Genomic DNA, 23,699 nt, shown 5'->3' on the forward strand with positions numbered 1-23,699 from the left:
TATTCAGCCCGTCATCATCCATCCCTGCTACAGGAAAGTTAAAGAAGAGGGAATCATGTTGAGACCTTACCGATTACTGGCTAGCAGTGCGCTCGCACTCAACTTACTGGCAGGCGGCGCCCTGGCTGCCGACAAACCGGCGCACACAGGCGGCCCCGTCGACCTGGCCGTTGCCAACGAAACAAAACTGATGGAAATGCTGAAGCGCTCCGGACGTATCGGCGAAAATGCCACCTTCACCGAAGCCGAACAGATCCTGCGTGACTATTTGAAAGAGCGCGCTGCACAGGGCCAGATCCAGTCCAAAAAGATGGATTCTGAAACTGCGCAAATGATGGCGAACTCTCATGGCGCCACCATGCAGGCATTGCAAAATGCCAACGGCAACAAATTGGGAATAGCCAAACAGCAACGTCCCGCACCTTTGCAGCCTGAAAATTACGATGGCGAAACGCGCACCGCGCGTGTGCTGGCCATCCTGATGGAATTCCCGGACTTCCCGCACAATAGCATTCAAGCCGGCGAATCCAATATGTACTACGAGGATTACACGCCGCAGCACTACGAGGACCTGCTGTTCTCCAACAGCGGCTTCGCCGGTCCCGCGGGCGAAAACCTGCTGTCGATGCAACAGTTCTACTGGCAGCAATCCGGCAACAGCTACAACGTCGAAGGCACCGTAGCGGGCTGGTACACGGCTGAATATCCGGCCGCCTTTTACGGCAACAACGTGAACGGCGATGCCCGCGCGCTGGTGCGCGAGGCGCTGCTGGCCGCGGCAGAGGATCCGGCAGTGAATTTGTCGGACTTCGATATCGAAGATCGCTACGACCTCGACGGCGATGGCAATTACTGGGAAGCCGACGGCCTCGTGGACCACGTAATGATCTTCCACTCTTCCGTCGGCGAGGAGGCCGGTGGCGGCCAGCTGGGCGAGGACGCCATTTGGGCGCACCGCTGGAATCTGGGCAGCGTCTTCCCAATTCCCGGTACTATATCGGAAGTACCCGATGCCGACTGGGGAGAAATGCTCGGTGCTTATGATTACACCATCCAGCCCGCTGACGCGGCCGCTGGCGTGGTCAGCCACGAGTACGGCCACGATCTGGGTCTGCCAGACGAATACGACACCCAGTACACTGGCCGCGGTGAACCGGTATCCTCATGGTCTGTTATGTCCAGCGGCAGCTGGGCGGGTGTGATTCCCGGCTCCGAGCCCACCGGTTTCTCTGCCTGGGCCAAAGAATTCCTGCAGCACAATCACGGTGGCAACTGGCTGCACGGCGCCACTGTCGCGCTGGAGGATATTCCGGCAGAAGGTCTGGAGGCATTGCTGGACGAGGCAGTGCACAAGGGCACCAACAACGATGCTGTACGCATCGACCTACCGCAAAAGAGGAATGACATCACCGTACCCGCCAGTGGCGAATACGCTTACTACAGCGGCAAGGGCAACCGGCTGAACAATTATATGCTGGTACCGGTGGACCTGAGCCAGGCCAGTAACGCCAAAGTGACCTTCAAGGCCTGGTACGATATCGAACAAGATTGGGATTACGCATTCGTGGCGACCTATAGTGCCAACGGTCTTATCTCCATTCCCGGCAATATCACCACCGACACTAACCCCAACGGAAGCAGCCCCGGGCACGGCATAACCGGCACATCGGGTGGCTGGGTGGACGCCGAGTTCGACCTCAGCGCCTATGCCGGCCAGCAGTTCTATCTGGTTCTTTACTACTGGACCGATGCCGCTGTCGCCAACCCGGGTTTCTTCGCCGACGACATCGAAATCACAGTCGATGGCAACCCAGTACTGGTCGACGGTGCCGAGGATAGCAGCGCGTTCGGCCTCGCCGGCTTCACTCGCAATCCTGGCTACACACTGCACGACCACTACTACCTGCTCGAGTGGCGCACCCATCGCGGTATCGACCAGGGGCTGGCGCACGTAAATGTCGCCGGAGAAATGCTGCCATTCAACGAAGGTCTGGTAGTTTGGTACAGAGACACCATGTACGACAATAACTGGGTCGGTGTACACCCCGGTAACGGCTTCCTCGGTGTTGTCGATGCGGACCAGAATGCGAACACCTGGAACGACCGCACGGTGGCCTCTACCCGTTACCAGGTGCGCGACGCCGCCTTCGGTATCGACAAGTCAGAAAAAGTTACCCTCGACCTGATGGATAACTACAACCTGCTGCTGCGCGACAATTACACCCAGCGCAATGCGGTGTTCGACGATAGCGGCGATTTCAGCAACGCCGCCATTCCCGATGCCGGCCGCGCGATTACGTCCTATGGACTGAAGGTGCGCGTGGTATCCCAGAGCGACGACAAGTCCGTCGGTAAGGTACTGTTATACCGTTAATTTTTCTGCGGATTACAGGGGTGGCACACTATGTGCCGCCCCTTTTAAAAAGAAACAAGATCGATTCTCAATTACCACTCCACCTGCATATTTTGCCCGACTGCGGCAAATCCGTACGCCCCAGCTAATCTGAAAGACAGAAACCCAATTCCCTCCACCTCAACACTGCGAGGTCAATCTGTCATGAGCAAACGGAATCAGGGCATTACGCGGCGGAAGTTTCTCAAATTAACGAGCAGTTCGGTGGCACTGCTGCCGGTTGCACTGATCGCCACCGACCGCGCGACTGCACAGACGAAAGCAAAAAAGGAGGCGGTGCAATACCAGGACACGCCGAAGAACGGACAGAAGTGTGTTGATTGCGTGCTCTTCGAGCCGCCCGAAGCGTGTAAGGTTGTCGAAGGCAAGATCGCCCCCGAAGGCTGGTGCAGCCTATTCGCGCCCAAGCCGTCTTAAATAGCGCTATACGTCAGGCCGGCACCCGCTGCTCGCCGCGCAGCTTGCTGACATCCGCGCGCGGCGGCAGCCCGAACAGTCGGCTGTACTCGCGGCTGAAATGGGACGGACTTTCGTAACCGACCCGGTAACTGGCTGATGCCGCCTCGATGCCCTCGGTCAGCATCAGGCGACGCGCTTCGTGCAAGCGCAGTTTCTTCTGGAACTGCAGTGGCGACATGCGCGTCACCTGCTTAAAGCTGTGATACAGGGACGACTCGCTCATATTGGCCTCATCGGCCAGATCGCTGATACGCAACGGTTCGGAAAAGCGATCCTTCAGCACCGCGATCACCCGCGAGATGCGGTTGGCTTGGCTGTCTACCGAAGCGAACTTGCGCATGCGTGCACCCATGTCCCCCATCAAAGCGCGGTAGATAATTTCCCGCCGTGCCAGCGGCGCGAGTATCGGCGCGTCTGCCGGCGTATCCAGCAACCCCACGAGGCGGCTCACTGCATCGAGTATCCCCGCATCCATTCGCGCAACCGCGAGGGCACAGTTGATTTCCGGGCAGTCAAATTCCGCTTCCAGCTCCGGTGCCTTGTCGCCCAGTTCCAGTACCAGGTCGGTGACTTCCTGCGGATCTATGACGAGCCGGATCGCCAGAAACGGCTGCTCAGGTGAGGCGTTCTCCACCTGCCCCAGTACCGGTAGATGCACAGAGGAGGCAATGTAGTTAAGCGGTCCATAGGAGATTTCCTTATCGCCGAGCTGCAGCGTCTTCTTTCCCTGGATCAGGAAACCGAGGGAGGGCTCGTATACGGAGGAAACACAGCTGGTGGCTTCGTCAGAGCGAATCAGGTCGACGCCCTCCAGGGCAGTTTCCTGCAGCCCCTGCTCCGGCGTCCAGCGCAGTAACTTTTGCACAAGACTCTGGCGCGCCGCTTCCAAATCCCTTGAAATGGCAACAGCTTGCTTGTGTTCGATCGGCATTTTCGTACCCCTCCCGAACCGGTATATACCGGACATCGTCATTCAGACCTGTCGCGAGTATACGGAGATTTAGGCAAGCCGTTTAGAACATTGCAGAATTAGGCAATCACTCTGCAGTAATATGCAACTGCCCCGCGCTCCTGCGCCCATTGCCCGGTTTACGCCTCCATCCAAAGCTACACAAAAGACAGTTGTCATAACTTTTTCTACTAGCAAAATAACAGCAGTGGCCGACTACCGTTTCAAGTCAAAAACAGAATTAGGCAATCAATACACAGTAACCGGATACCGTCCGCACACTTCCCACCGCTAAGGTTTGCGTCCACTGGGAGAGCAGTTCCACCCCATCGGGAACAGTTTCACCTCTTCCGTAACTGAGGGAGCAAATACGTTATGGCAAGAAACCTGAAATTCATTCTGATCGGTTTGAGCGCACTGGTGCTGGCGGGATGCGACACCGGCGAACAGGGCAGTCAGCAAGCACCACCGCCGGCAGTGGAAGTGGCCGAAGTGGTGGCAGAGCCAGCCACCTTGTGGAGCGGCTTTACCGGCCGTGTGGCCGCACCGGAGACGGTGGATCTGCGCCCCCGTGTCAGTGGCTATATTGGTCGGGTCTCCTTTACCGAGGGCGATCTGGTCCAGCGCGGCGACGTGCTGTTTACGATCGATCAACGTCCCTACCGCGCCCGCGAACGCGCCGCGCGGGCCGAACTCGCCAGCGCGCGCAGCCAATTGACTCTGGCAGAAGGCAGGGCAAAACGCGCGCAGCAACTGCTGAACACTCGCGCAATTTCCCGCGAAGAGTACGACCAGCGTATAGCCGCGCGGGACTCAGCCCGCGCGACAGTACAAGCCGCCGAGGCCGCGCTGGAAAACGCGCGTCTCGAACTGCAATACACAGAGGTCAAAGCGCCGATCAGCGGTCGTGTCGGCCGAGCATTCGTCACCCGTGGCAACCTGGCCAACGCGGATCAGACCCTGCTGACCACGCTCGTTTCTGTGAATCCGATGTATGTGTATTTCGAGAGCGACGAACAGACTTTTGGCAGCAGTCGCGCGCTGCTGGCACGGGAACAACACCCACAGGTGCGTATAGGTCTGGCCGGTGAGCAAGGCTATCCGCATCGCGGCGAACTGGATTTTATCGATAACCGCCTGGACAGTCGCACCGGCACCATGCAATTCCGTGCCGTAGTAGCCAACCCCGACGGTATTTTTCAACCGGGCCAGTTTGCGCGGGTAGAAATGCCGACGGAGGAACTTGGCCAGGCAGTACTGGTAAACAGCAAAGCAGTACTAACCGATCAGGATCGCCGCTTTGTTTACCTGGTCAATGAGAACAACGTTACCGAACGGCGCGAAGTCCAGACGGGTCCGCAGCAGGATGAAATGACGTTGATCCGCAGCGGCCTGCAGCCCGGTGAGCGGATCGTGGTAAACGGTGTGCAGAAAATCTTCTTCCCCGGTATGCCGGTACAACCGGAACTGGTCGCGATGCGCGTATCGGACTCCTCCCGGCAGCTGGCTGGTCGCTGAGCCATTAAACCCGCCTCGCGGACGCGGCCAACAAGGCAGAGGCTGGCGCTAGTCGCGCAGCTTCGGACCAGACACTGAATTATCTTTTGAATCGCAAGATTAAAGTCGGTGCGGCACCCAGGCGTCGCACACGGGGTAACTGCATATGAACTTTTCCCGTTTTTTCGTCGACAGACCTATTTTCGCGTCGGTGCTGTCGATCATTATTTTCGTCGTCGGCTTGATCAGTATTCCTGTACTGCCCGTCAGCGAATATCCGGAAGTGGTGCCGCCGAGCGTGCAGGTGAGCGCTCGCTACCCGGGCGCCAACCCGAAAACGATTTCCGAAACCGTCGCCGCGCCGCTGGAGGAAGTCATCAACGGCGTGGAAAACATGATCTACATGAAATCCGTCGCCAGCAGCGATGGCACCCTGACCCTCAATGTCACTTTCGAGCTGGGCACCGATCCCGATCTGGCCCAGGTCCAGGTACAGAATCGGGTGGCACAGGCCCTGCCGCGACTGCCGGAAGACGTGCGTCGCCAGGGTGTTACCACGCAGAAGCAGTCTCCCAACCTGATGATGGCCGTGCACCTGATCTCACCGGACGACCGCTTCGACGCTACCTATATCCGCAACTATGCGGTGCTGCATATTCGCGATGAGTTGGCGCGCATCCCCGGTGTCGGGCAGGCCGGACTGTTCGGTTCCGGCGACTATGCAATGCGCCTGTGGATTGATCCGCAGAAGGCCGCCGCGCTCGGTGTCACAGCGGCAGACATAGTCGCTGCCGTGCGTGAACAGAATGTGCAGGTGTCCGCCGGCCAGATCGGCGCGCAGCCGATGCCGGGGAAAAGCGACTTCCTGATTTCCATCAATGCCAAGGGACGCCTCGAAAGCACGGAAGAGTTTGGCGATATCGTGCTGAAAACCGGTGCCAATGGCGAGATCACCCGACTCGCAGACATCGCCCGTATCGAGCTGGCCTCTTCGCAGGATGCCCTGCGCGCGCTGCTGAATGGACGCCAGGCGGTGGCGGTTCCCATCTTCCAGGCGCCCGGCTCCAACTCGCTGGAAGTCTCCCGTTCGGTTCGGGACAAAATGGCGGAACTGGATGACCAGTTCCCGGAGGGCCTGGAGTGGGAAGTCGCCTACGACCCGACGGTATTCGTCAGTACTTCCATCAAGTCGGTGGTGCAGACCCTGCTGGAAGCGGTATTGCTGGTGGTACTGGTGGTCATCCTGTTCCTGCAGACCTGGCGCGCCTCGCTGATCCCGCTGCTGGCGGTACCGGTATCGATCATCGGCACCTTTGCCGTGCTGCTGATGCTGGGCTTTTCCATTAACACCCTGACCCTGTTCGCGATGGTACTGGCAATCGGTATCGTCGTGGACGACGCCATCGTGGTGGTGGAAAACGTCGAGCGGAATATCGAACAAGGGCTCACGCCACTGGCGGCAGCCCACCAGGCCATGCGCGAGGTCAGTGGCCCGATCGTCGCCATCAGCCTCGTGCTATGCGCGGTATTCGTGCCGATGGCATTCCTCGACGGCATTACCGGCCAGTTCTATCGCCAGTTCGCCACCACGATTGCCATCGCCACGATTATTTCCGCCGTCAATTCACTGACCCTGTCCCCGGCGCTGGCGGCGACCCTGCTCAAGCCCCACGGCGCTGCACCGGACGCGCCGGCGCGGTTGATCGAGCGACTGTTCGGCTGGATATTCCGCCCGTTCAACCGCTTCTTCCAGCGCAATTCGCAGCGCTATGAGGGGCTCGTTGGCCGCAGTCTGAAACGCCGCGGTCTGGTGTTCGGCGTCTATGCGGTACTGCTCGCCGGCACATTTGTACTGTTCAACCAGGTGCCGGGAGGGTTTATTCCGACCCAGGACAAGACCTACCTGGTGGGCAGTATTCGTTTGCCGGAAGGCGCTTCACTGGACCGCACCGAAGACGTCGCGCGACGCGTCAGTGAAATCGCACTCGAAACCGACGGAGTCTCGCACGCGGCAGCATTTGTAGGTTTCAACGCGCTGCAAAGCACCAACACCCCTAACGTCGGTACGGTGTTTGTATTGTTCGACGATTTCAGCGAGCGCGATCGCAGTGCTGAGGAAATTGCCGCCGAACTGAACGGCAAGCTGGCGCAGATCAAGGAGGGCTTCGCGATCAGCTTTATGCCGCCGCCGATCTTCGGTCTGGGTGCCGGTTCCGGCTATTCGCTATACGTGCAGGACCGCAGGGCGGCCGGCTACGGTGAACTGCAGAACGCCACCAACCAGCTGGCCGGTACACTGAGCCAGGTGCCAGGACTGAGCTATCCGTTCAGTTCCTACCAGGCCAATGTGCCGCAGATGGACGCGGAGGTGGACCGCCTGCAGGCCAAGGCACAGGGCGTGCGCCTGGACGATCTGTTCGGCGCGCTGCAGCTGTATTTCGGTTCGATGTACATCAACGACTTCAACCTGTTCGGCCGCACCTATCAGGTGGTCGCCCAGGCGGACGCGCCTTTCCGCGACGAAGTGAAAGACATCGACAACCTGTATACGCGCAACGCCGACGGCGACATGGTACCGCTGAATACGATGGTCGAGTTGCGCCAGAGTTACGGCCCCGACCCGGTGATCCGCTACAACGGCTATCCGGCAGCGGACCTGATGGGGCAATCCGATCCGAGCGTGCTGTCATCCGGCGAGGCACTGGCAACGGTAGAACAGGTGGCCGGCCGGGCCCTGCCCCCGGGCATGCAGATTCAGTGGACAGACCTCAGCTTCCAACAGGTCAACCAGGGCAACGCCGCCATGGTGGTATTTCCGCTGGCCGTGCTGCTGGTATTCCTGGTCCTGGCAGCGCTGTATGAGAGCTGGGTCATGCCGCTGGCGGTTATTCTAATCGTACCTATGTGTCTGCTGGCGGCACTGTTCGGCGTGTGGCTGACCGGAGGCGACAACAATGTCTTCGTGCAGGTGGGGCTGGTGGTACTGATGGGGCTGGCCTGTAAGAACGCCATCCTGATCGTCGAGTTCGCCCGCGAACTGGAAATGGACGGCCGCGATCCGGTGCGGGCCGCACTGGAAGCCTGCCGCCTGCGTCTGCGCCCGATTATCATGACGTCCGTGGCCTTTATCGCCGGCGTGGTGCCGCTGGTATTTGCCAGCGGTGCCGGTGCGGAAGTCCGCAACGCGATGGGTATTACCGTATTTACCGGTATGATCGGCGTCACCTTTTTCGGCCTGTTCCTGACGCCGGTGTTCTATGTGGCGCTGCGCAAGCTGACGCAACGCGGGGATGCCAGCGCCGGCAAGGCGCTAGAAACGGAAGAGGAAACTCAAGAAAAATCGTCACAGCTGCGCCAACTGGCGAAGGCCGCGAACAGCTAATACGTGCGTAGTTTAATTGCGTGTAACCGGCAGGCCGCCAGGGAGGGCGGCGCGAACGGTCAATCTATTATCCGAACAGGACCTGGCCTGCAGCGCTAGCGCAACGGCCTTTCATCACCTTTGCGTGCCCACGGGAAAACCAGTACGTATAGCCTGGTAATCACGGAAAGCGGTATGCAGGCAGCGACGATAATGATTCCGAGCAGACCGCGCATAATGTCGCTGCCCTCCCAGTGCTCCTCCTCGTCGGCCTCGAAAGACCGCAGGCAATGTCCCCGGCCCTCGAGCGGTTCGAACGTGAAGTCGATGACTTTTTCCATCGCCTTCCACCAGGGGCGCAAAGGCGTTTCATGCTTGTTGGCGAAGTAGCCGGTACGCGCGGAAATGGTCGCATCGGGATTGCCGCCGGCAATGGCATTGCCCAGTTGATCGATCGCGATCAGTACGCCGCGAATCCAGCTCATTTTTTTTTCGGTCATGGGCGCTGCAGATCCGTAACGCCGTCGAAGAAATCCACCGCGCCGGTTTCCAGCGAGTATTCGGCCCCGACAATCAGCAACTCGTCCTTTTCCACCAGCTGTTCGAGAATCTGCGAGCCGCGGCGCAACTGATTCGCCGATGCGCGGATATTGGCGCGCACGGCGCTTGGCACCAGCTTGTCGACTTCCTTACTGGAAGCGGCATCCAGTAGCGGTTCAACGGCCGGCCGGATACGGTCTGCGATGGAGCGCAGGTTCGGTGAACGGGTCTCCTGCGGGCGCACCAGCTCTTCCAGCGTGGCCTGAATTGCACCGCAGTTGGAATGCCCCAGCACCACTACCAGCGGCGTGCCAAAGCGCTCGGCGGCAAACTCGACACTGCCAATCTGCGATGGCGCCACCACGTTGCCGGCCACCCGAATCACGAACAGATCACCGAGTCCCTGGTCGAAAATCAGTTCTGCCGGGACCCGCGAATCCGAGCAGCCGAGAATGATCGCGAATGGCTCCTGCCCTGACACCAGCTCGCGACGTTTACTTTCGTTCGCGCCGGCGTGCTGCCCCTGCAGTCCGGCGGCAAACCGGCGATTGCCTTCCTGCAGTCGATGCAGCGCTTCCCGAGCCGATATCATATTGACCTCCCCTCAGAGACAAATGGCTGGATTGGAAAAATTTCGGCAAAGCATACACAAATTTTTCCGCAATTGTGCCACCACTCTGCGGATCGGTTCACATTGTTGCGCGAAGCCAAACAGGAAAAGTGCCGCGAATGCCTGCTGCGCTTTCGCGGAACAAAAAAAGCGCACACGAGGGACACCGGTGTAGGTTGCCGATACACAGCCGACAGCCGGCGCCATAACCCGACTAGATGGCGAATGCCGTGCTGCCTGCGCGCCCCTGCGCTTCCGGTGTGAGAATTAGCGCGGCCACTGCGGGCGGTAACTGATTACGAACGGCGAATAGGCGCCGGCACACCAGTTGCCATTGTCGAGCTGGTAGCAGTGGATACCCTGCTCCACACACTGTGCATAGCCGGCCATTGGCTGGTCATCGACGAGACAGGCGCGCGGGAAAGCCGGCCTTTCCGCGACCGGCACCGTCCGATAGGTGTAGGCTTGCGGCTTGCCGCGCACGTCGTCCCAGAAACCATCGAAGTTGGCACCCGCACAGCCGCCGATCGTCAGCGCCAATACCGGCACAAGGATGCTGCTATTTTTCATAATCGATACACCGACGGCCGCCAGAAATATCAAAGCACTTGGCTGTAGGTGGACAGATGGAACCGGGAGCCAGCTCCTCGGCGTCCCCAGGGCAGACAGATTGACTGGATTGCTGGGCCGCGGGCGCCGCCGCAGGTGCCTGGTAATCGGCGGGTGCCCGATATTCCGCTGCTCGCGGAATCGGTCTGCTGTTTGGATAGACCACTTGATCGCGGGTATCGGCAACGCCACAGCCCGTGAGTAGTGTCGCGGTGGCGAGAGCGGAAAAAACTATCGCACGATGTCGCATAGGCTTCGTCTCCGTGTTTAGCGCTCTCCTCCGCTCTCCTCCACAGCGGAAGAGAGCGGCGAATACTCCGAGTCAAACCCCGAATAACGGCACCCGATACTAGTAAACCCGCATCACCGGGAAAAACCAGCAGGCGGATCCCACCTTACCCACTTCACTATCCACAGAACAGTGGCGGCTGGCAGAGGGGGGCAAACGGGAATTGGGCTGGTAGTGACCGACTTCTACAAAATCGGCACTGTGGCTGGCGTCGTCGGGGTTGAAATAGAAGGGGTCATCTCTACCTGTATTCTCGACGGGAAGAAAAATGCAACCTTGCATTGCCAGTGCCGCCGCCAACGGCAAAGCGAATGTCCCTATGCGCTTCATTTCCGAATACCTCTCGCTTTCAGAGCTGCGCTTTTGGTTGGTACATTTTCAGTTTAGCTGGCGGAGGTTTCGGCCTGTGCTGTTACGGAACGATTTATGCGCAAAATTCTTCATTTTGGTGAATTTACGCGCCAGCAACTTCAGTCGTTGATTTCCCGGCGGCCAGCAGCAACAAACAGCGCGTGATTTCGCACCGACGTTCGCTGGAATGTTAGTGGCAAAAAAAAAGCGGCCTCCTGGCCGCTTTTTTTGTCGCTACTCAATCCATCAAAGCAGCAGGCGTCGCACATCGCCAAGCACGCTGACCAGGTAGGTCATGAAACGGCCGGCGTCGCCACCGTTAACAGCCCGGTGGTCATAGGACAACGCCAGGGGCAACATCTGCCGTGGCACAAATTCCTTGCCATTCCATACCGGCTTCACCGCCAGCTTGGACACGCCGAGGATCCCCACTTCCGGTGAATTGACGATCGGCGTAAAGCCGGTGCCGCCAATGGCGCCGAGACTGGAGATAGTGAAACACGCACCCTGCATATCGCGCGGCTTCAGCTTGCCATCGCGGGCGGCAATCGCCATCGCGGTAGCCTCTTCCGCCAGTTCGTACAGGCCTTTCTTGTCCACGTCACGGATTACCGGGACCATCAGCCCCTTGGGCGTGTCTACCGCCATGCCGACGTGCACGTAGTCCTTGCGCACTATGTGTTCGCCGTCGTTGTGCAACGACACATTGAAGCTCGGCTCCTCGCGCAGGGCTGCGGCTACTGCCTTGAGCAGGAAGGGCACCGGCGTCAGTTTCACACCGCGCTTTTCCGCCTCTGCTTTCATGGACTTGCGGAAATCTTCCAGCTCGGTGATGTCCGCATCGTCGAACTGGGTAACGTGCGGCACGTTCAGCCAGTTGCGGGACATGTTGGCCGCGGTGATCTTGTGGATCTTGGTCATCGCCTCGACGTTGACCGGGCCAAACTGGCTGAAGTCGATCTCCGGCATCGGCGCTATGCCAATACCGCCGCCGACACCAACCGCACCGCTCTCGGCTTTCTTGACCTGCTCCTTGATATAGGCGTGCAGATCGTCCTTGGTGACACGATTGCGGGGGCCGGTGGGCTTCACCTTGTTCAGGGTCACACCCAGCTCTCGGGCCAGCTTGCGCACCGCCGGACCGGCATACACCTCCGCGGAGGGCGTGAGGTCGCGCTCCAGGTGATGATCTTTCTGCGGTGCGGCGGGCGGCTCTTGTGACAGCGCCGAGGGCTCCTGGCTGGCAGCCGGCGCCGGTGCCGGTGCCGGTGCGGACGGTGCCGGAGCGGCGGCTGGCGCCGCGCCGCCGGCAACAGTTTTCATCACGCCAATCACGTCGCCGGTCGAGACCTTGTCACCTTCCTTCACGGAAATGGACACGATGGTGCCCGCCGCCGGCGAAGGTACGTCCATCGAGGCCTTGTCGCCTTCCACCACGATCAGGGAATCGCCCTCGCCCACTTCGTCGCCGGCGGAGACGGTGATTTCGATCACGTCCACCGCATCGGCGCCGCCGAGGTCGGGCACTTTGATTTCCTGTTCGGTGGCTTCACCAGCCGGGGCAGGAGTTTCCTCCGCCGGTGCCGGCGCAGCCTCGGCCTCCGGCTCAGCTGCGGGCTCCTCGCCAGCCTCTTCGGCAGTTTCGCCAGCGGCTTCCTCGCCGGCCGCCTCGGTTTCGATCTCACCGATCACGTCACCTTCGGAGACCTTGTCGCCCTCTTTTACGCTGAGGCTCAGGATCTTGCCGGCCACCGGAGCCGGCACATCCATGGAGGCCTTGTCACCCTCCACCACAATCAGCGCATCCTCTTCCGCAACCGTGTCCCCCACTGCAACGGAAATTTCAATCACGTCTACCTGATCGGCGCCGCCGAGATCAGGCACTTTAATGACTTGTTTTGCCATGTTTTTTGCCTTCTTCCTTATCAGCGGACCTTAAACCAGGCGCGGGTTTACTTTTTCCGCGTCAACGTTCAGTTTCTTGATGGCATCTGCAACCTCGCTGGCGTCGATCACGCCCTGCTTGGCGAGGCCGGTCAGCGCGGCGATGGTGACGTAGTTGCGATCCACCTCGAAGAAGCGGCGCAGCTGCTCGCGGCTGTCACTGCGGCCGAAGCCGTCGGTGCCCAAGGCGATCGTGTCACCGTCGATAAACTCGCGCAGCGGCTCCACATAGGCGCGGATGTAGTCGGTGGAAATGACCACCGGCGTCTCGTTGCCTTCAAACTGCTCACTGATCCACGCTTTGCGCGGCGTCTCGGTCGGGTGCAGCATGTTCCAGCGCGCCACGTCCTGGCCTTCGCGGGCCGCCTCGGTGGCGGAAGTCAGGTTCCACACGTCGGAGGTCACGCCGAACTGGTCGGCGAGGATATCCGCAGCCGCCAGTACTTCGCGCAGGATGGAACCGGCACCCACCAGCTGTACATGCTTCTTCGCCGCCTTGCCCTTGCCGGGCTTGCGGGAATCACCTTCCAGCTTGTAGATACCGCGGATGATGCCTTCCTCGACACCCTGCGGCATTTCCGGCTGCAGGTAGTTTTCGTTCTCGATGGTGACGTAGTAGAAGAGGTTTTTCTGCTCTTCGTACATCTCCTTCAGGCCGTGATGCATGATCACTGCCAGGTCATAACCGTAGGCCGGGTCATAGCTCTTACAGTTGGGGATGGTGGCAGACAGCACGTGGCTGTGACCATCCTGGTGCTGCAGGCCTTCGCCGTTCAGCGTCGTGCGGCCGGCGGTAGCACCAACGAGGAAGCCGCGCGCCTGCATGTCGCCGGCAGCCCAAGCCAGGTCGCCGATGCGCTGGAAGCCGAACATCGAGTAGTAGATGTAGAAAGGCACCATGGGTACGCCGTGGTTGGAGTACGCCGTGGCCAGTGCCATCCATGCGGACATGGCGCCGGCCTCGTTGATGCCCTCTTCCAGCACCTGACCTTTCTTGTCTTCCTTGTAATACATGATCTGGCCGTGGTCGACCGGGGTGTATTTCTGCCCCTGGGAGGAGTAGATACCCAGCTGGCGGAACAGGCCTTCCATACCGAAGGTACGGGCTTCGTCGGGCACGATGGGTGCCACGTTCTTGCCCATCTTCTTGTCTTTCACCAAGACAGACAGCGCGCGCACGAATGCCATGGTGGTGGAAATTTCGCGATCACCGGAACCTTTGGTCAGCGCGCTGAAGGCGTCCAGTTCCGGGATTTCCAGCTTCGCCACCTCGGTGCTACGGGACGGTACCGGCCCACCCAGCGCCTTGCGGCGCTCGGCCATGTATTTCATTTCCGGGCTGTCCGGCGCCGGGCGGTAGTACGGAACTTCCTCGATTTCCTTGTCGGTAATCGGGATCGCGAAGCGGTCGCGGAAGCGCTTCAGCGCCTCAGTGTCCATCTTCTTGACGTTGTGGGTATCCATCGCCGCTTCACCGGCAGCGCCCAGGCCGTAGCCTTTGACGGTCTGCGCCAGGATTACGGTGGGCTTGCCCTTGCTCGCCATGGCCTCGGCGTACGCCGCGTAGACCTTGTAGGGGTCGTGGCCACCGCGGTTCAGCTTCATGATCTCGTCGTCGGACATGTCCTTGACCATCTCGAGCAGTTCCGGGTACTTGCCGAAGAAATGCTCGCGGGTGTAAGCGCCGCCGTTGGCCTTGAAGTTCTGCATCTCGCCATCGACCACTTCGTCCATGACTTTCTGCAGCAGGCCCTTGTCGTCTTTTTCCAGCAGCGGATCCCACAGGCGCCCCCACAGGACCTTGAGTACGTTCCAGCCGGCACCGCGGAAGACACCTTCCAGCTCCTGCACGATCTTGCCGTTGCCGCGCACCGGGCCGTCCAGGCGCTGCAGGTTGCAGTTGACCACGAACACCAGGTTTTCCAGATTCTCGCGACCGGCCATGGAAATGGCGCCCAGAGTTTCCGGCTCGTCACACTCGCCGTCACCGAGGAATGCCCACACCTTGCGGTCGCCGCGCGGGGACAGGCCGCGCGCGGACAGGTAGCGCATGATGTGCGCCTGGTAGATCGCCTGGATCGGGCCCAGGCCCATGGAAACGGTGGGGAACTGCCAGTATTCCGGCATCAGCCACGGGTGCGGGTAGGAGGACAGGCCGTTGCCGTTCACTTCGCGGCGGAAGTTGTCCAGCTGCTCCTCGTCGAAGCGGCCTTCCAGGTAGGAGCGGGCATAGATGCCCGGCGCGCTGTGGCCCTGGAAGAAGATCAGGTCGCCACGCTCTTCACCTTCATTACCGCGGAAGAAGTAGTTGAACGCCACATCGTACAGGGTTGCCGCCGAGGAGAAACTCGCGATATGGCCACCCAGGCTGTCGCTGTTGGAGTTGGCGCGCACCACCATCGCCAGCGCGTTCCAGCGGATCAGGGAGCGGATACGGCGCTCCATGAACAGGTCGCCGGGCATGCGCTTTTCCGCCTGCGGCGGGATGGTGTTGCGATAGGGGGTAGTGATGGCCGCCGGCAGCTCCACGCCAGTATTGGTGGCGCGATCAGACAGCTGCTTCAGCAGGAACGCAGCGCGCTCTTTACCGCTGTGGCGGATCACCGCCTGCAGTGCATCCAGCCATTCCTGCGTTTCCTGAATGTCAGTTTCGTCTTGCATCAAACAATGCTCCTCGGCGAATTGTGCGACGTCGAGTCGGGGTCTTATTTCAGAGTAATCAGAGTAAATTTCGGCAAACGGGCAAAGTACAGAGCAGGCAGAAAATTGCTTCCTTTTTTCGGCAGTTCCGCCAAATCACCACCATCGTTGGCGGAAATGCAAAGTTGCGGGAACCGGTGAACCGGTACATGACCTCGCTCAACGGTTTCTCTGCGCACTTCTGCGGCGGAGAAGGGGAAACGGCGCCTGTCTAATGCCGTGATTCTTTATCTTTGACTGTGATTCTAGACCGGGCATGGCGCCGCGACGGCGGCCGAATAATCCTCCCGGGCTTATTAGCGGGAGCGATTGTAGTATTACTACAAAACTTTTTCCAGACAGGACGATTAGTAACAATTAAAACCAAATCGCAAAACAAATATTTGCCATTTCGCCCAATCAGCCGAAGATATTGCGGAAAAAAGCAGAAATTCAATTACAAAATCCAGTACTAAATTGATGCCCCGGTCACAGCTGCACCGACTCACCGCCGGGCAGGTACTCGGCGTAGACGACATAGCGCAGCGGCCCGCCGGGATTGATCGCATCGAAGGGATAGCAGGTGACCAGCAGTAGCCCGGGCTCGGCGAAGATCGGCAGCTGTTCGCGCTCGCTGTCCACCACTCGGGTCGTGCTGACCCGGTAGCTGTGCCAGCGGCCACTGCTGTCCTGCAACTGTATCGGGCTGCCGGGCCGCAGGCGCTCCAGGTCACCGAAGTGGGTGTCGCGGTGTGCGGCAATCACCGTAGTGCGCGGTTCGGCGAGGTTGCCGGGCTCACCCGATCCCGCCAGCAGGCCCGGACCGAATGCCAGCGCCTGGCCACTGCCGCCGGCCAGCACCACCAGCGGTTCCTGTGCATCCAGCTGCAAGCGGGCCACCGGCCAGGTATCCGCCCACGGCCAGGGCTTTGCCGCGCCCCCCGTCTTGAGCTGCTCCTCCCAGGCATCAGCAATCAGCACCTGGGCCAGCTCCGCCTTGGCCAGCAGCCAGGCCGCGCCGCCCAGCTGCCACAGCCCCGCGAGCAGACAGGCGGCGAATAGCATCGTGCGCAGCATTAGCGAGCCCTCACCCCGGCGCCAACCAGGCCCCGCTCGATGGCGCCGCGCGCGCGGCGCACGTCCGGCAACACCCTGCGCAGCAGTTCGCGCAGGCGCCGCAGGATTCGGCTTTTCGCCAGACGCCCGCGGCGCAACAACCCGGCCAGACCGAGCAGCCCGGCTGCGGCCAGCAGCTGCGCATGAAGCCCGGCCGCAGTGCGCGGATAGGTCTGACGCTGCAACACCTGTCCGCGGGCGACCGCGTTGGGCACCGGGCTTTTGGAGAGCCCTTCGCCCTGCGGCCGCACCACTGCTTCCTCCACCGCGACAAAACTAGTGTAAGGACTCGCCAACTGGTGATTCAGTGCCAGCTGCAGAATCTGCCCGCGCAGGGCGCTGCCCGCTTCGCTGCTCTCACCAACCGCAAGCTGCCGATCGCGCAGCGCCTCTATCTTGCTCCGCGCCCATACACTGCCGATGCCGCGGCCGTTTTCCATGCCACCGCCATTGAGCTGCAGCTTCTGCACAAACTGCCTGCCCGCCAGACGGCCGCGCAACAGCAGGTCGCCGGACAGGGTTCCCCCTTCTATCCTGGCCACCAGCTGCAACGGCTCGCCGCGATACAGATCGGGAATACGCTTCGGGTAGGCATCGACCACCAGACCCGCGGGCCAGTTGAGTTGCAGATCTGTCGTCAACGGGTTTTCCAGCTTCGCAAACAGCGCCTGCATACGCTCCTGCACTTCGCCCAGGTCGCCGATCGTGACGAAGGTGCCGCGGCCGAACTTCGCCGCCTTGCGCATAAAGTGACTGTTCGGCGCAGAGCCGATGCCGATGGTAAACAGGCGCGCATCGCGCAGGGACTGCCGGATCAGTTCAAACAGGGCGCGCTCATTGCCGACGGCACCGTCGGTGATAAACACCACCTGGCGCACCAGACTGTCGTCGCCGGGCAGCTGCTGACTCAGGGCCAGGCGCAGCGCCGGCGCCATCTCCGTGCCCCCACGCGCCTGCAGCCCCTCCACCTGAGCGCGGGCGTGCTGGATATTGGCGGGGTCGACCGCCACCGGGCGCGGGAACAGCGCGCGGGTTTCACTGTTGAATTCGATCACGTTGAAGCGGTCACCGGCCTGTAGCCGCGACAGCGCCAGCAGCAGGCTCTCCTTGGCCTGGCGAATCGAGTTGCCGCTCATCGAACCGGATGTGTCGATGACATAGACCACTTCCCGCGGCAGGCGCCGCACCTGAGCCGCGCCGTCCGGCGGCAGTAACAATACCTGCAGGTAAGTGCCCGCCTGCCCCTCGGCATTGTCCGCATCCATTTTTTCAGTAAACAGCGCCGCCCGCGGCAGTGCGGAGGCGCGCGGTCGCCAGTGCAGCGCGAAGTCCCGATCCATCACCGCTGCACCGTTGCGCAATTGAATGGTGTAGCGGCCGCCTGCCTGCTTGCTGAAGTCGATATCGTGGTAGGGGCTGCTGATCTCGGCCAGCGGCAGGCCGCCATCGAGCTCCACGTCGATGGCGATGCGGTGGCTGCCCAGGGCGGTCAGCTCCGCCGCTGGCTGCATAAACGGTGTAATCTTGTGCGCATCCGGCACCTGGTCGGTGGGCAGCGCCCAGCCGCTGCTGTCGGCCACCAGTTCCGCTTGCGCAATGGTATTGTCCGGCGCCTTTACCTCGCCCGGAATGTAGCGCGGCGTCAGCGTTGTCGGCAGTCGCAGGCTGAAAGTACCGCTGTCGTAGCCGACCTTTTGCAGGTAGCGGATATGAACACGAACGGTTTCTCCCGGAGCTATGTTGGCCACCTTGCTGGTAAACAGGTTGGGGCGCTGCTGCTCCAGCAGCGCCGCGCGCTGGCCGGCGTCGCGGGCCGCCTTGTAGATCCTGGCCGCCTGCTCGCGCTCGCGCACCTTGCCGACGATACGGCGCTCGCCCACCTCTATTTCCAGTCCGGCAACGGCGGCCTGCTCCGGCAGCGGCAGCACGTAGACGGCTTCCCGCCAGCTGTCGCTGTGATTGGCAAATTCCTGCTGCAGACGCACCTCCGCCACCAGGCCACGTACCGAAATCTGCGCGCGGCTGGCCAGATGTACGGCGGGCGCATAGCTGCCCCGCTGCGCTCCGGCAAACAGCAGATCACCGGCCTTCATATCATCCAACGTGACGGCGCCGGGCTGCGCCAGCGGCTCTGCGCGCGCGCCGACGGCGGCCACGCATACCGCCACTGCGGTAACCAGAAACAGCAGCCAGCGACCGCGCTTGCTGCTGCGGTAGCGGCGGCGGTAATACTCCTCTGTCGGCAGTACCAGCAATTCGCGCGGTATGCGCTGGCCGGAAAATATCGCCCTGTTCACAGTTATCCCTCCAGTCTTTGTTTTTACTGACGGGAATTAAACTTGGGCAAACGGGCGAAAACGGGAACGGATTGCGGCGGAAATACGGGGGAAATATGGCGAATTATGTCGAGGCCGCGGTGTGCCAAAACAAAAAACCGGCGCGAGCGCCGGTTTTTTTGCGGTCCTGACCTCAGTCGGTCAGATTCCTAGTCGATCAAGCCCTTAATCAATCAAGCCATAGTCCTTGCGCAGAACCTCGACCAGTTCCGCCTTCGGATTGTCGGAGAGCTCCAACTTCCTGCCGGTGATCTTCTCGGCGATACCGACATAGGTCGCGGACACATCCATCAGCATCGACTCCGGCAGCTCGTTGTCGCGGGCCAGGGCCTGGCGCTCGGGCATGCGATCCTTGTTCAGCAGGATATCCGGATCCGGGAAGTGCTTCAGCAGTGCCTGGCGGAATCCCTCTTTGGAATTTTCCACCACCTTGCCGTTGCGATATTGCTCGCCATCCCAGATGCGCGAGGAATCCGGCGTGCCCACCTCGTCCATATAGATCAGCTTTTCCTCGCCATTGGCATCGGTGACATAGCCGAACTCAAACTTGGTGTCGACGAAGATCTGGTCCAGCTTCGCCAGCTCCGCAGAGATCACGTCGAAGCCTTCCTTCAGCAGCTTCTCGTACAGATCGATATCGTCCTGCGAGCGGAAGTTGAACGCCTCGACGTTGTCTTCGATATTCTTGCGCGTGATGTTTACATCATCCGCCTCCGGCACGCCGGGGATACCTTTCAGGATGCCCTTGGTGGACGGGGTAATCAGCAGTTCCGGCAGCTTCTGGTCTTTCTGCAGACCATCGGGAATCTCGATACCGCAGAATTCGCGCTCGCCCTTCTGGTAGGCGCGCCACATGGAACCGGTGATGTACTGCCGCGCGATCGCCTCGATCATGACCGGGCGCGCCTTCTGTACGATCCACACCAGTGGATGGGGGATATCCAGAATATGGCTGTCCGCCAGCCCCTGCTCCTTGAACAGCTTGAACCAGTGGTTGGAGATGGCATTCAGCGCCGCACCTTTGCCCGGCACGCCGCGCATGCCACCCTCGCCGGTCCAGATGCAGTCGAACGCAGAGATGCGGTCGGAGATCACCATGACCGCCAGGGGTGCATCCGGAGCCACCGGATAACCCTTTTCCTCGATCAAACGACGGCTATCGGCTTCGGTCAACCAGTAGACTGAGCGGACCTTGCCGCTGTGAATGGGCTTGTCGGTGCGGATCGGCAGATCGTCGTTCACCGCCAGTACTTTGTCAGCCAGGCTCATGGGTCATTCCTATTCGGGATGGACTAAAAAGAAAGCGCGGGATTCTAGCAAAAGCCCCGGGCTCCAGACAGGGGGCGCAGCGCCGATTACTCGGCGCCGTTCTCCGAGGCCTCCTTGGCCTGCCACTCGGCCTGGTGTTCGCTGGTGGGCCAGGCGTTCATGATCGCCTTCAGCAGGGTCGCCAGCGGGATGGCAAAGAAAACGCCCCAGAAGCCCCAGATGCCGCCGAAGAACAGCACCGCGAGGATTATTGCCACCGGATGCAGGTTGACCGCTTCGGAAAACAGCAGCGGTACCAGCACATTGCCGTCCAGCAGCTGGATGATGCCGTAGGCAATCATCAGGTAAAAGAACTCGCTGGTCCAACCCCACTGGAACAGGCCAATGGCGGCCACCGGGATAGTCACCACCGCGGCGCCGATATACGGAATCAGCACACTGAGCCCCACCGCGACCGCCAGCAGCAACGCGTAATTGACACCCAACAGCAGGAAAGCCGCGTAGCTGACCGCCGCTACTATGCCGATCTCGATGACCTTGCCGCGCACATAGTTGGCGACCTGATCATTCATCTCGTGCCAGATCTGGCGCAGCATCGGTCGCTGCGTGGGCAGAAAAGAGGCGCACCAGTTGATCAGCCGGTCGGAGTCCTTCAGGAAAAAGAATACCAGGATCGGCACCACAACCGCATAGATCAGGAATCCGGCCAGGATCGGCAGGTTGGCCAGGGAAAAAGTCAGCAGCGTCTGCGTGACCGAACCCAGTTCGCTGCCGAGAGTAGTGAAGATCTCGTCGATCTGCTGTGCGGTGATCAGGCGCGGATAGCGTTCCGGCAATAACAGCAACAGATCCTGGCCGCGGTCGATCATATTCGGCAGCTCGGCGAACAGTCGCACCAGCTGGCGCCAGATGATCGGCAGCACCACCAGAAACAGTGCCACGATGATACCCACCAGCACCAGGCAGGCCAGGCTGACCGCCAGCCAGTGGGGAACCTTCCAGCTCTTCAACCGCTGCACCATACCCTGCATCAGGAAGGCGATGATCAGCGCCGCCAACACCGGAGCCAGCACCGGGCCGAGGGTGGCCAGCACCACCAGCGACGCCAGCATCAGCAGCACCAGCAGCACTACTTCTTCCTGACTGAAATAGCGATTAATCCAACCTTTGACGATTTCGAGCATAGATCCCCTGATCTCGTTATTTACCGGCGCGCAGCCAGTAATAGAAGCAGTCCCCGCGACGCTCGGCCCGCAACAGCGGCTTGCCGCTCAGCTCGGCAAAGCTGTGAAAGTCACGCCAGGAGCTTTCGTCGGTCGCCAGCACCTGCAACAGCGTACCCGCCGCATAATCACCCAGGGCACGGCGCATCGCCAGCAGCGGCTGCGGACACGGCAGTCCGCGCGCGTCCACGGTTACGGCGCTGTCCCAGTCCGGGGGTGGGCTCAACTCGCTGTCGGCAGCGGATACTGTCATTTGGCCTTTGGTCACAGTTTCTGATTGCGGCGGATTATAACGCGGATACTGCGTTAGATTCCGTGCAACCACAACGGTAGCGGGGATTCGGGAGAATGGAGCCAAGCGGTCACAGCTAACGGATCCGCGAACCTTCTGTCGCCGCACTGGTCAAATCCTCGACAGCCCGACAAGCTAGGGTATAGAGTTGGGCTACCGGCCCTAATTCACCGAGGCAGACCGAGCAGTATTCAAAGATGACCGATCTCAACCACATCGCGCCCCGTCGATCTGCCCGTCGCCCACTGCGGCAGCGCATCAGCGCAGGCCTGGCGGCGCTGGGCATGGGTTTGCTGCTCGGCGGCACTCCGGTTGCGGCGCTCGCAGATGACGACCAGATTCGGCTGCCCGAACTGGGCGACAGCAGCAGCGGCGTCGTTTCCCGGGCGCGCGAGAAAGAGCTGGGCCAGATGTGGCTGCGTATGTTCCGCAGCCAGGTACGCACCTCCAACGATGCACTGCTGCAGCAGTACGTGGAAAACACGGTCAAAGGCCTGTCGGAATTCAGCCCGCTGGACGACAAGAACATCGATGTGGTGGTGGTCAAGAACGACACCATGAACGCCTTTGCGGTGCCCGGGGGCATCATGGGGGTCCACACCGGCCTGTTTCTGTTTGCCGAGAACGAGGACCAGTTTGCCTCCGTCATCGCCCACGAACTTGGCCACCTGAGCCAGCGACACTATGCCCGCTCGCTGGAGGCCCAGCGCAACAACACCATCCCGACCCTCGCCGGCATGCTCGGCGCCCTGGTACTCGCCGCTACCGCCGGCGGCGATGCCGGCATCGCGGCGATGACCGCCACTCAGGCGGCGGCACTGGACAGCCAGCTGCGCTTCAGCCGCCAGAATGAACAGGAGGCGGACCGCGTCGGTATCGAAACCCTGGCCAAATCCGGTCGCGACCCGGAGGCCGCCGGCGAGATGTTCGAACAGATGCTGAAAGCCACGCGCTACTATCGCCGCCCGCCGGAGTTTCTGCTCACCCATCCGGTCACGGAAAAGCGTATCGCCGATGCCAAACTGCGCGCCAGCCGCATGCCAGCGGTGCAACCGAGCGACGGCCGCGACTACCACCTGATGCGTGCGCGTATCCGCGTGGCGGCGGAGCCGACGCCACAGCAGGCGGTCAAGCGCTTCCACGCGGAACTGAACGGCATCAACGATAACGAGGACGCCGCCCGCTATGGCCTGGCGCTGGCCCAGACCGCCGCCGGCAAGCCGGATTCGGCGCTGGAAACCCTGCAGCCGCTGCTGGACCGCGAACCCAACAAGGCCGCATTCGTATTGGCGCGGGCGGACATCGACCTGGCGCGTCACGACTACACCAATGCCACCAAGCGGCTGCAGCACGCGCTGGACAGAAATCCCGGCGACCACGCCCTGACCATGGGGCTGGCGAACGCGCACTTCAAGGCGGGCAACTATCTGACCGCCGAGCGCATCCTCGCCAAGCACAGTCGCCTGCGCAAGAAAGATCCAACGGTCTGGTACCTGCTCGCAGAGACCCACGGTCTCGCCGGCGACATCATCGGCGTACACGAGGCGCGCGCCGAGTACTACATCCTCAACGGGGTGTTCGACAAGGCCCTGCAGCACCTGCGCCACGGCATCCGCATGGCCAAGAGCGACTACCAGACCCACGCGATTCTGGAGCAGCGCATGAAGGACGTGATCAAGATGCAGGAGAAAGCGAAAGAGCTGTAAGACCCGTTGAGTAGATCGATCACCAGCAAAAAAAAGAGCGGCCACTGGCCGCTCTT

17 protein-coding genes are annotated in these 23,699 nt (G+C 60.9%); 5 read left to right on the forward strand and 12 right to left on the reverse strand.

Going from position 1 to position 23,699, the window contains the following annotated elements; genetic code table 11:
* Window positions 1-55: 55 nt before the first annotated feature.
* Window positions 56-2,374, forward strand: coding sequence for an immune inhibitor A domain-containing protein (locus BLW36_RS13805; protein WP_091389758.1), 2,319 nt, complete (start codon window positions 56-58; stop codon window positions 2,372-2,374).
* Between the two features lie 183 nt (window positions 2,375-2,557).
* Window positions 2,558-2,830, forward strand: coding sequence for a high-potential iron-sulfur protein (locus BLW36_RS13810; protein WP_139304900.1), 273 nt, complete (start codon window positions 2,558-2,560; stop codon window positions 2,828-2,830).
* Between the two features lie 13 nt (window positions 2,831-2,843).
* On the opposite strand, the gene BLW36_RS13815 is transcribed toward BLW36_RS13810, so the two are convergent.
* The gene (locus BLW36_RS13815) at window positions 2,844-3,803 is read right to left on the reverse strand and encodes an AraC family transcriptional regulator (protein ID WP_091389766.1); all 960 of its coding nucleotides are present in this window, start codon (window positions 3,801-3,803) and stop codon (window positions 2,844-2,846) included.
* Between the two features lie 393 nt (window positions 3,804-4,196).
* Between BLW36_RS13815 and BLW36_RS13820 the strand changes: the two genes are divergently transcribed.
* The gene (locus tag BLW36_RS13820; protein WP_091389769.1) at window positions 4,197-5,339 is read left to right on the forward strand and encodes an efflux RND transporter periplasmic adaptor subunit; all 1,143 of its coding nucleotides are present in this window, start codon (window positions 4,197-4,199) and stop codon (window positions 5,337-5,339) included.
* A 145-nt stretch (window positions 5,340-5,484) separates the two neighbouring features.
* The gene (locus BLW36_RS13825) at window positions 5,485-8,700 is read left to right on the forward strand and encodes an efflux RND transporter permease subunit (protein WP_170833221.1); all 3,216 of its coding nucleotides are present in this window, start codon (window positions 5,485-5,487) and stop codon (window positions 8,698-8,700) included.
* 95 nt (window positions 8,701-8,795) lie between these two features.
* On the opposite strand, the gene BLW36_RS13830 is transcribed toward BLW36_RS13825, so the two are convergent.
* From BLW36_RS13830 to BLW36_RS13875, 11 genes are all read right to left on the reverse strand, one after another.
* Entirely contained in the window at window positions 8,796-9,179 is a 384-nt protein-coding gene (locus BLW36_RS13830; RefSeq protein ID WP_091389773.1) for a hypothetical protein, read from the reverse strand.
* A complete protein-coding gene (locus BLW36_RS13835) occupies window positions 9,176-9,811 on the reverse strand; it encodes a carbonic anhydrase (protein ID WP_091389777.1) in 636 nt (211 codons plus the stop codon). Before BLW36_RS13835 ends, BLW36_RS13830 begins: the two co-directional genes overlap by 4 nt.
* A gap of 285 nt (window positions 9,812-10,096) precedes the next feature.
* Window positions 10,097-10,399 carry a hypothetical protein gene (locus tag BLW36_RS13840; RefSeq protein WP_139304901.1) on the reverse strand — a complete coding sequence of 101 codons (303 nt, stop codon included), beginning with the start codon at window positions 10,397-10,399 and terminating at the stop codon, window positions 10,097-10,099.
* Between the two features lie 388 nt (window positions 10,400-10,787).
* Window positions 10,788-11,057, reverse strand: coding sequence for a hypothetical protein (locus BLW36_RS17225; RefSeq protein WP_139304902.1), 270 nt, complete (start codon window positions 11,055-11,057; stop codon window positions 10,788-10,790).
* A gap of 267 nt (window positions 11,058-11,324) precedes the next feature.
* Window positions 11,325-12,983 (reverse strand): dihydrolipoyllysine-residue acetyltransferase, encoded by a 1,659-nt coding sequence (gene aceF / locus BLW36_RS13845; RefSeq protein ID WP_091389783.1) that lies wholly within the window; start codon window positions 12,981-12,983, stop codon window positions 11,325-11,327.
* A gap of 30 nt (window positions 12,984-13,013) precedes the next feature.
* Complete coding sequence (aceE, locus tag BLW36_RS13850) at window positions 13,014-15,683, reverse strand: pyruvate dehydrogenase (acetyl-transferring), homodimeric type (protein ID WP_091389786.1); 2,670 nt, start codon at window positions 15,681-15,683, stop codon at window positions 13,014-13,016.
* A gap of 507 nt (window positions 15,684-16,190) precedes the next feature.
* Window positions 16,191-16,778, reverse strand: a complete 588-nt coding sequence (locus BLW36_RS13855; protein WP_091389789.1) for a class GN sortase — start codon at window positions 16,776-16,778, stop codon at window positions 16,191-16,193.
* Complete coding sequence (locus BLW36_RS13860; protein WP_244506264.1) at window positions 16,778-19,114, reverse strand: marine proteobacterial sortase target protein; 2,337 nt, start codon at window positions 19,112-19,114, stop codon at window positions 16,778-16,780. Before BLW36_RS13860 ends, BLW36_RS13855 begins: the two co-directional genes overlap by 1 nt.
* Window positions 19,115-19,318: 204 nt before the next feature.
* Window positions 19,319-20,422: a phosphoribosylaminoimidazolesuccinocarboxamide synthase gene (locus BLW36_RS13865; RefSeq protein WP_091389792.1), complete on the reverse strand. Its 1,104-nt coding sequence runs from the start codon at window positions 20,420-20,422 to the stop codon at window positions 19,319-19,321.
* 86 nt (window positions 20,423-20,508) lie between these two features.
* Entirely contained in the window at window positions 20,509-21,606 is a 1,098-nt protein-coding gene (locus BLW36_RS13870; RefSeq protein WP_091389795.1) for an AI-2E family transporter, read from the reverse strand.
* A gap of 16 nt (window positions 21,607-21,622) precedes the next feature.
* Window positions 21,623-21,898 (reverse strand): sulfurtransferase TusA family protein, encoded by a 276-nt coding sequence (locus tag BLW36_RS13875; protein ID WP_091389797.1) that lies wholly within the window; start codon window positions 21,896-21,898, stop codon window positions 21,623-21,625.
* A 236-nt stretch (window positions 21,899-22,134) separates the two neighbouring features.
* On the opposite strand from BLW36_RS13875, the gene BLW36_RS13880 reads away from it, so the two are divergent.
* A complete protein-coding gene (locus tag BLW36_RS13880; RefSeq protein ID WP_091389800.1) occupies window positions 22,135-23,643 on the forward strand; it encodes a M48 family metalloprotease in 1,509 nt (502 codons plus the stop codon).
* The last annotated feature ends 56 nt before the right edge of the window (window positions 23,644-23,699 follow it).

Source organism: Microbulbifer marinus (assembly GCF_900107725.1).
In the GTDB taxonomy this organism is placed as follows: Bacteria; Pseudomonadota; Gammaproteobacteria; order Pseudomonadales; family Cellvibrionaceae; genus Microbulbifer; species Microbulbifer marinus.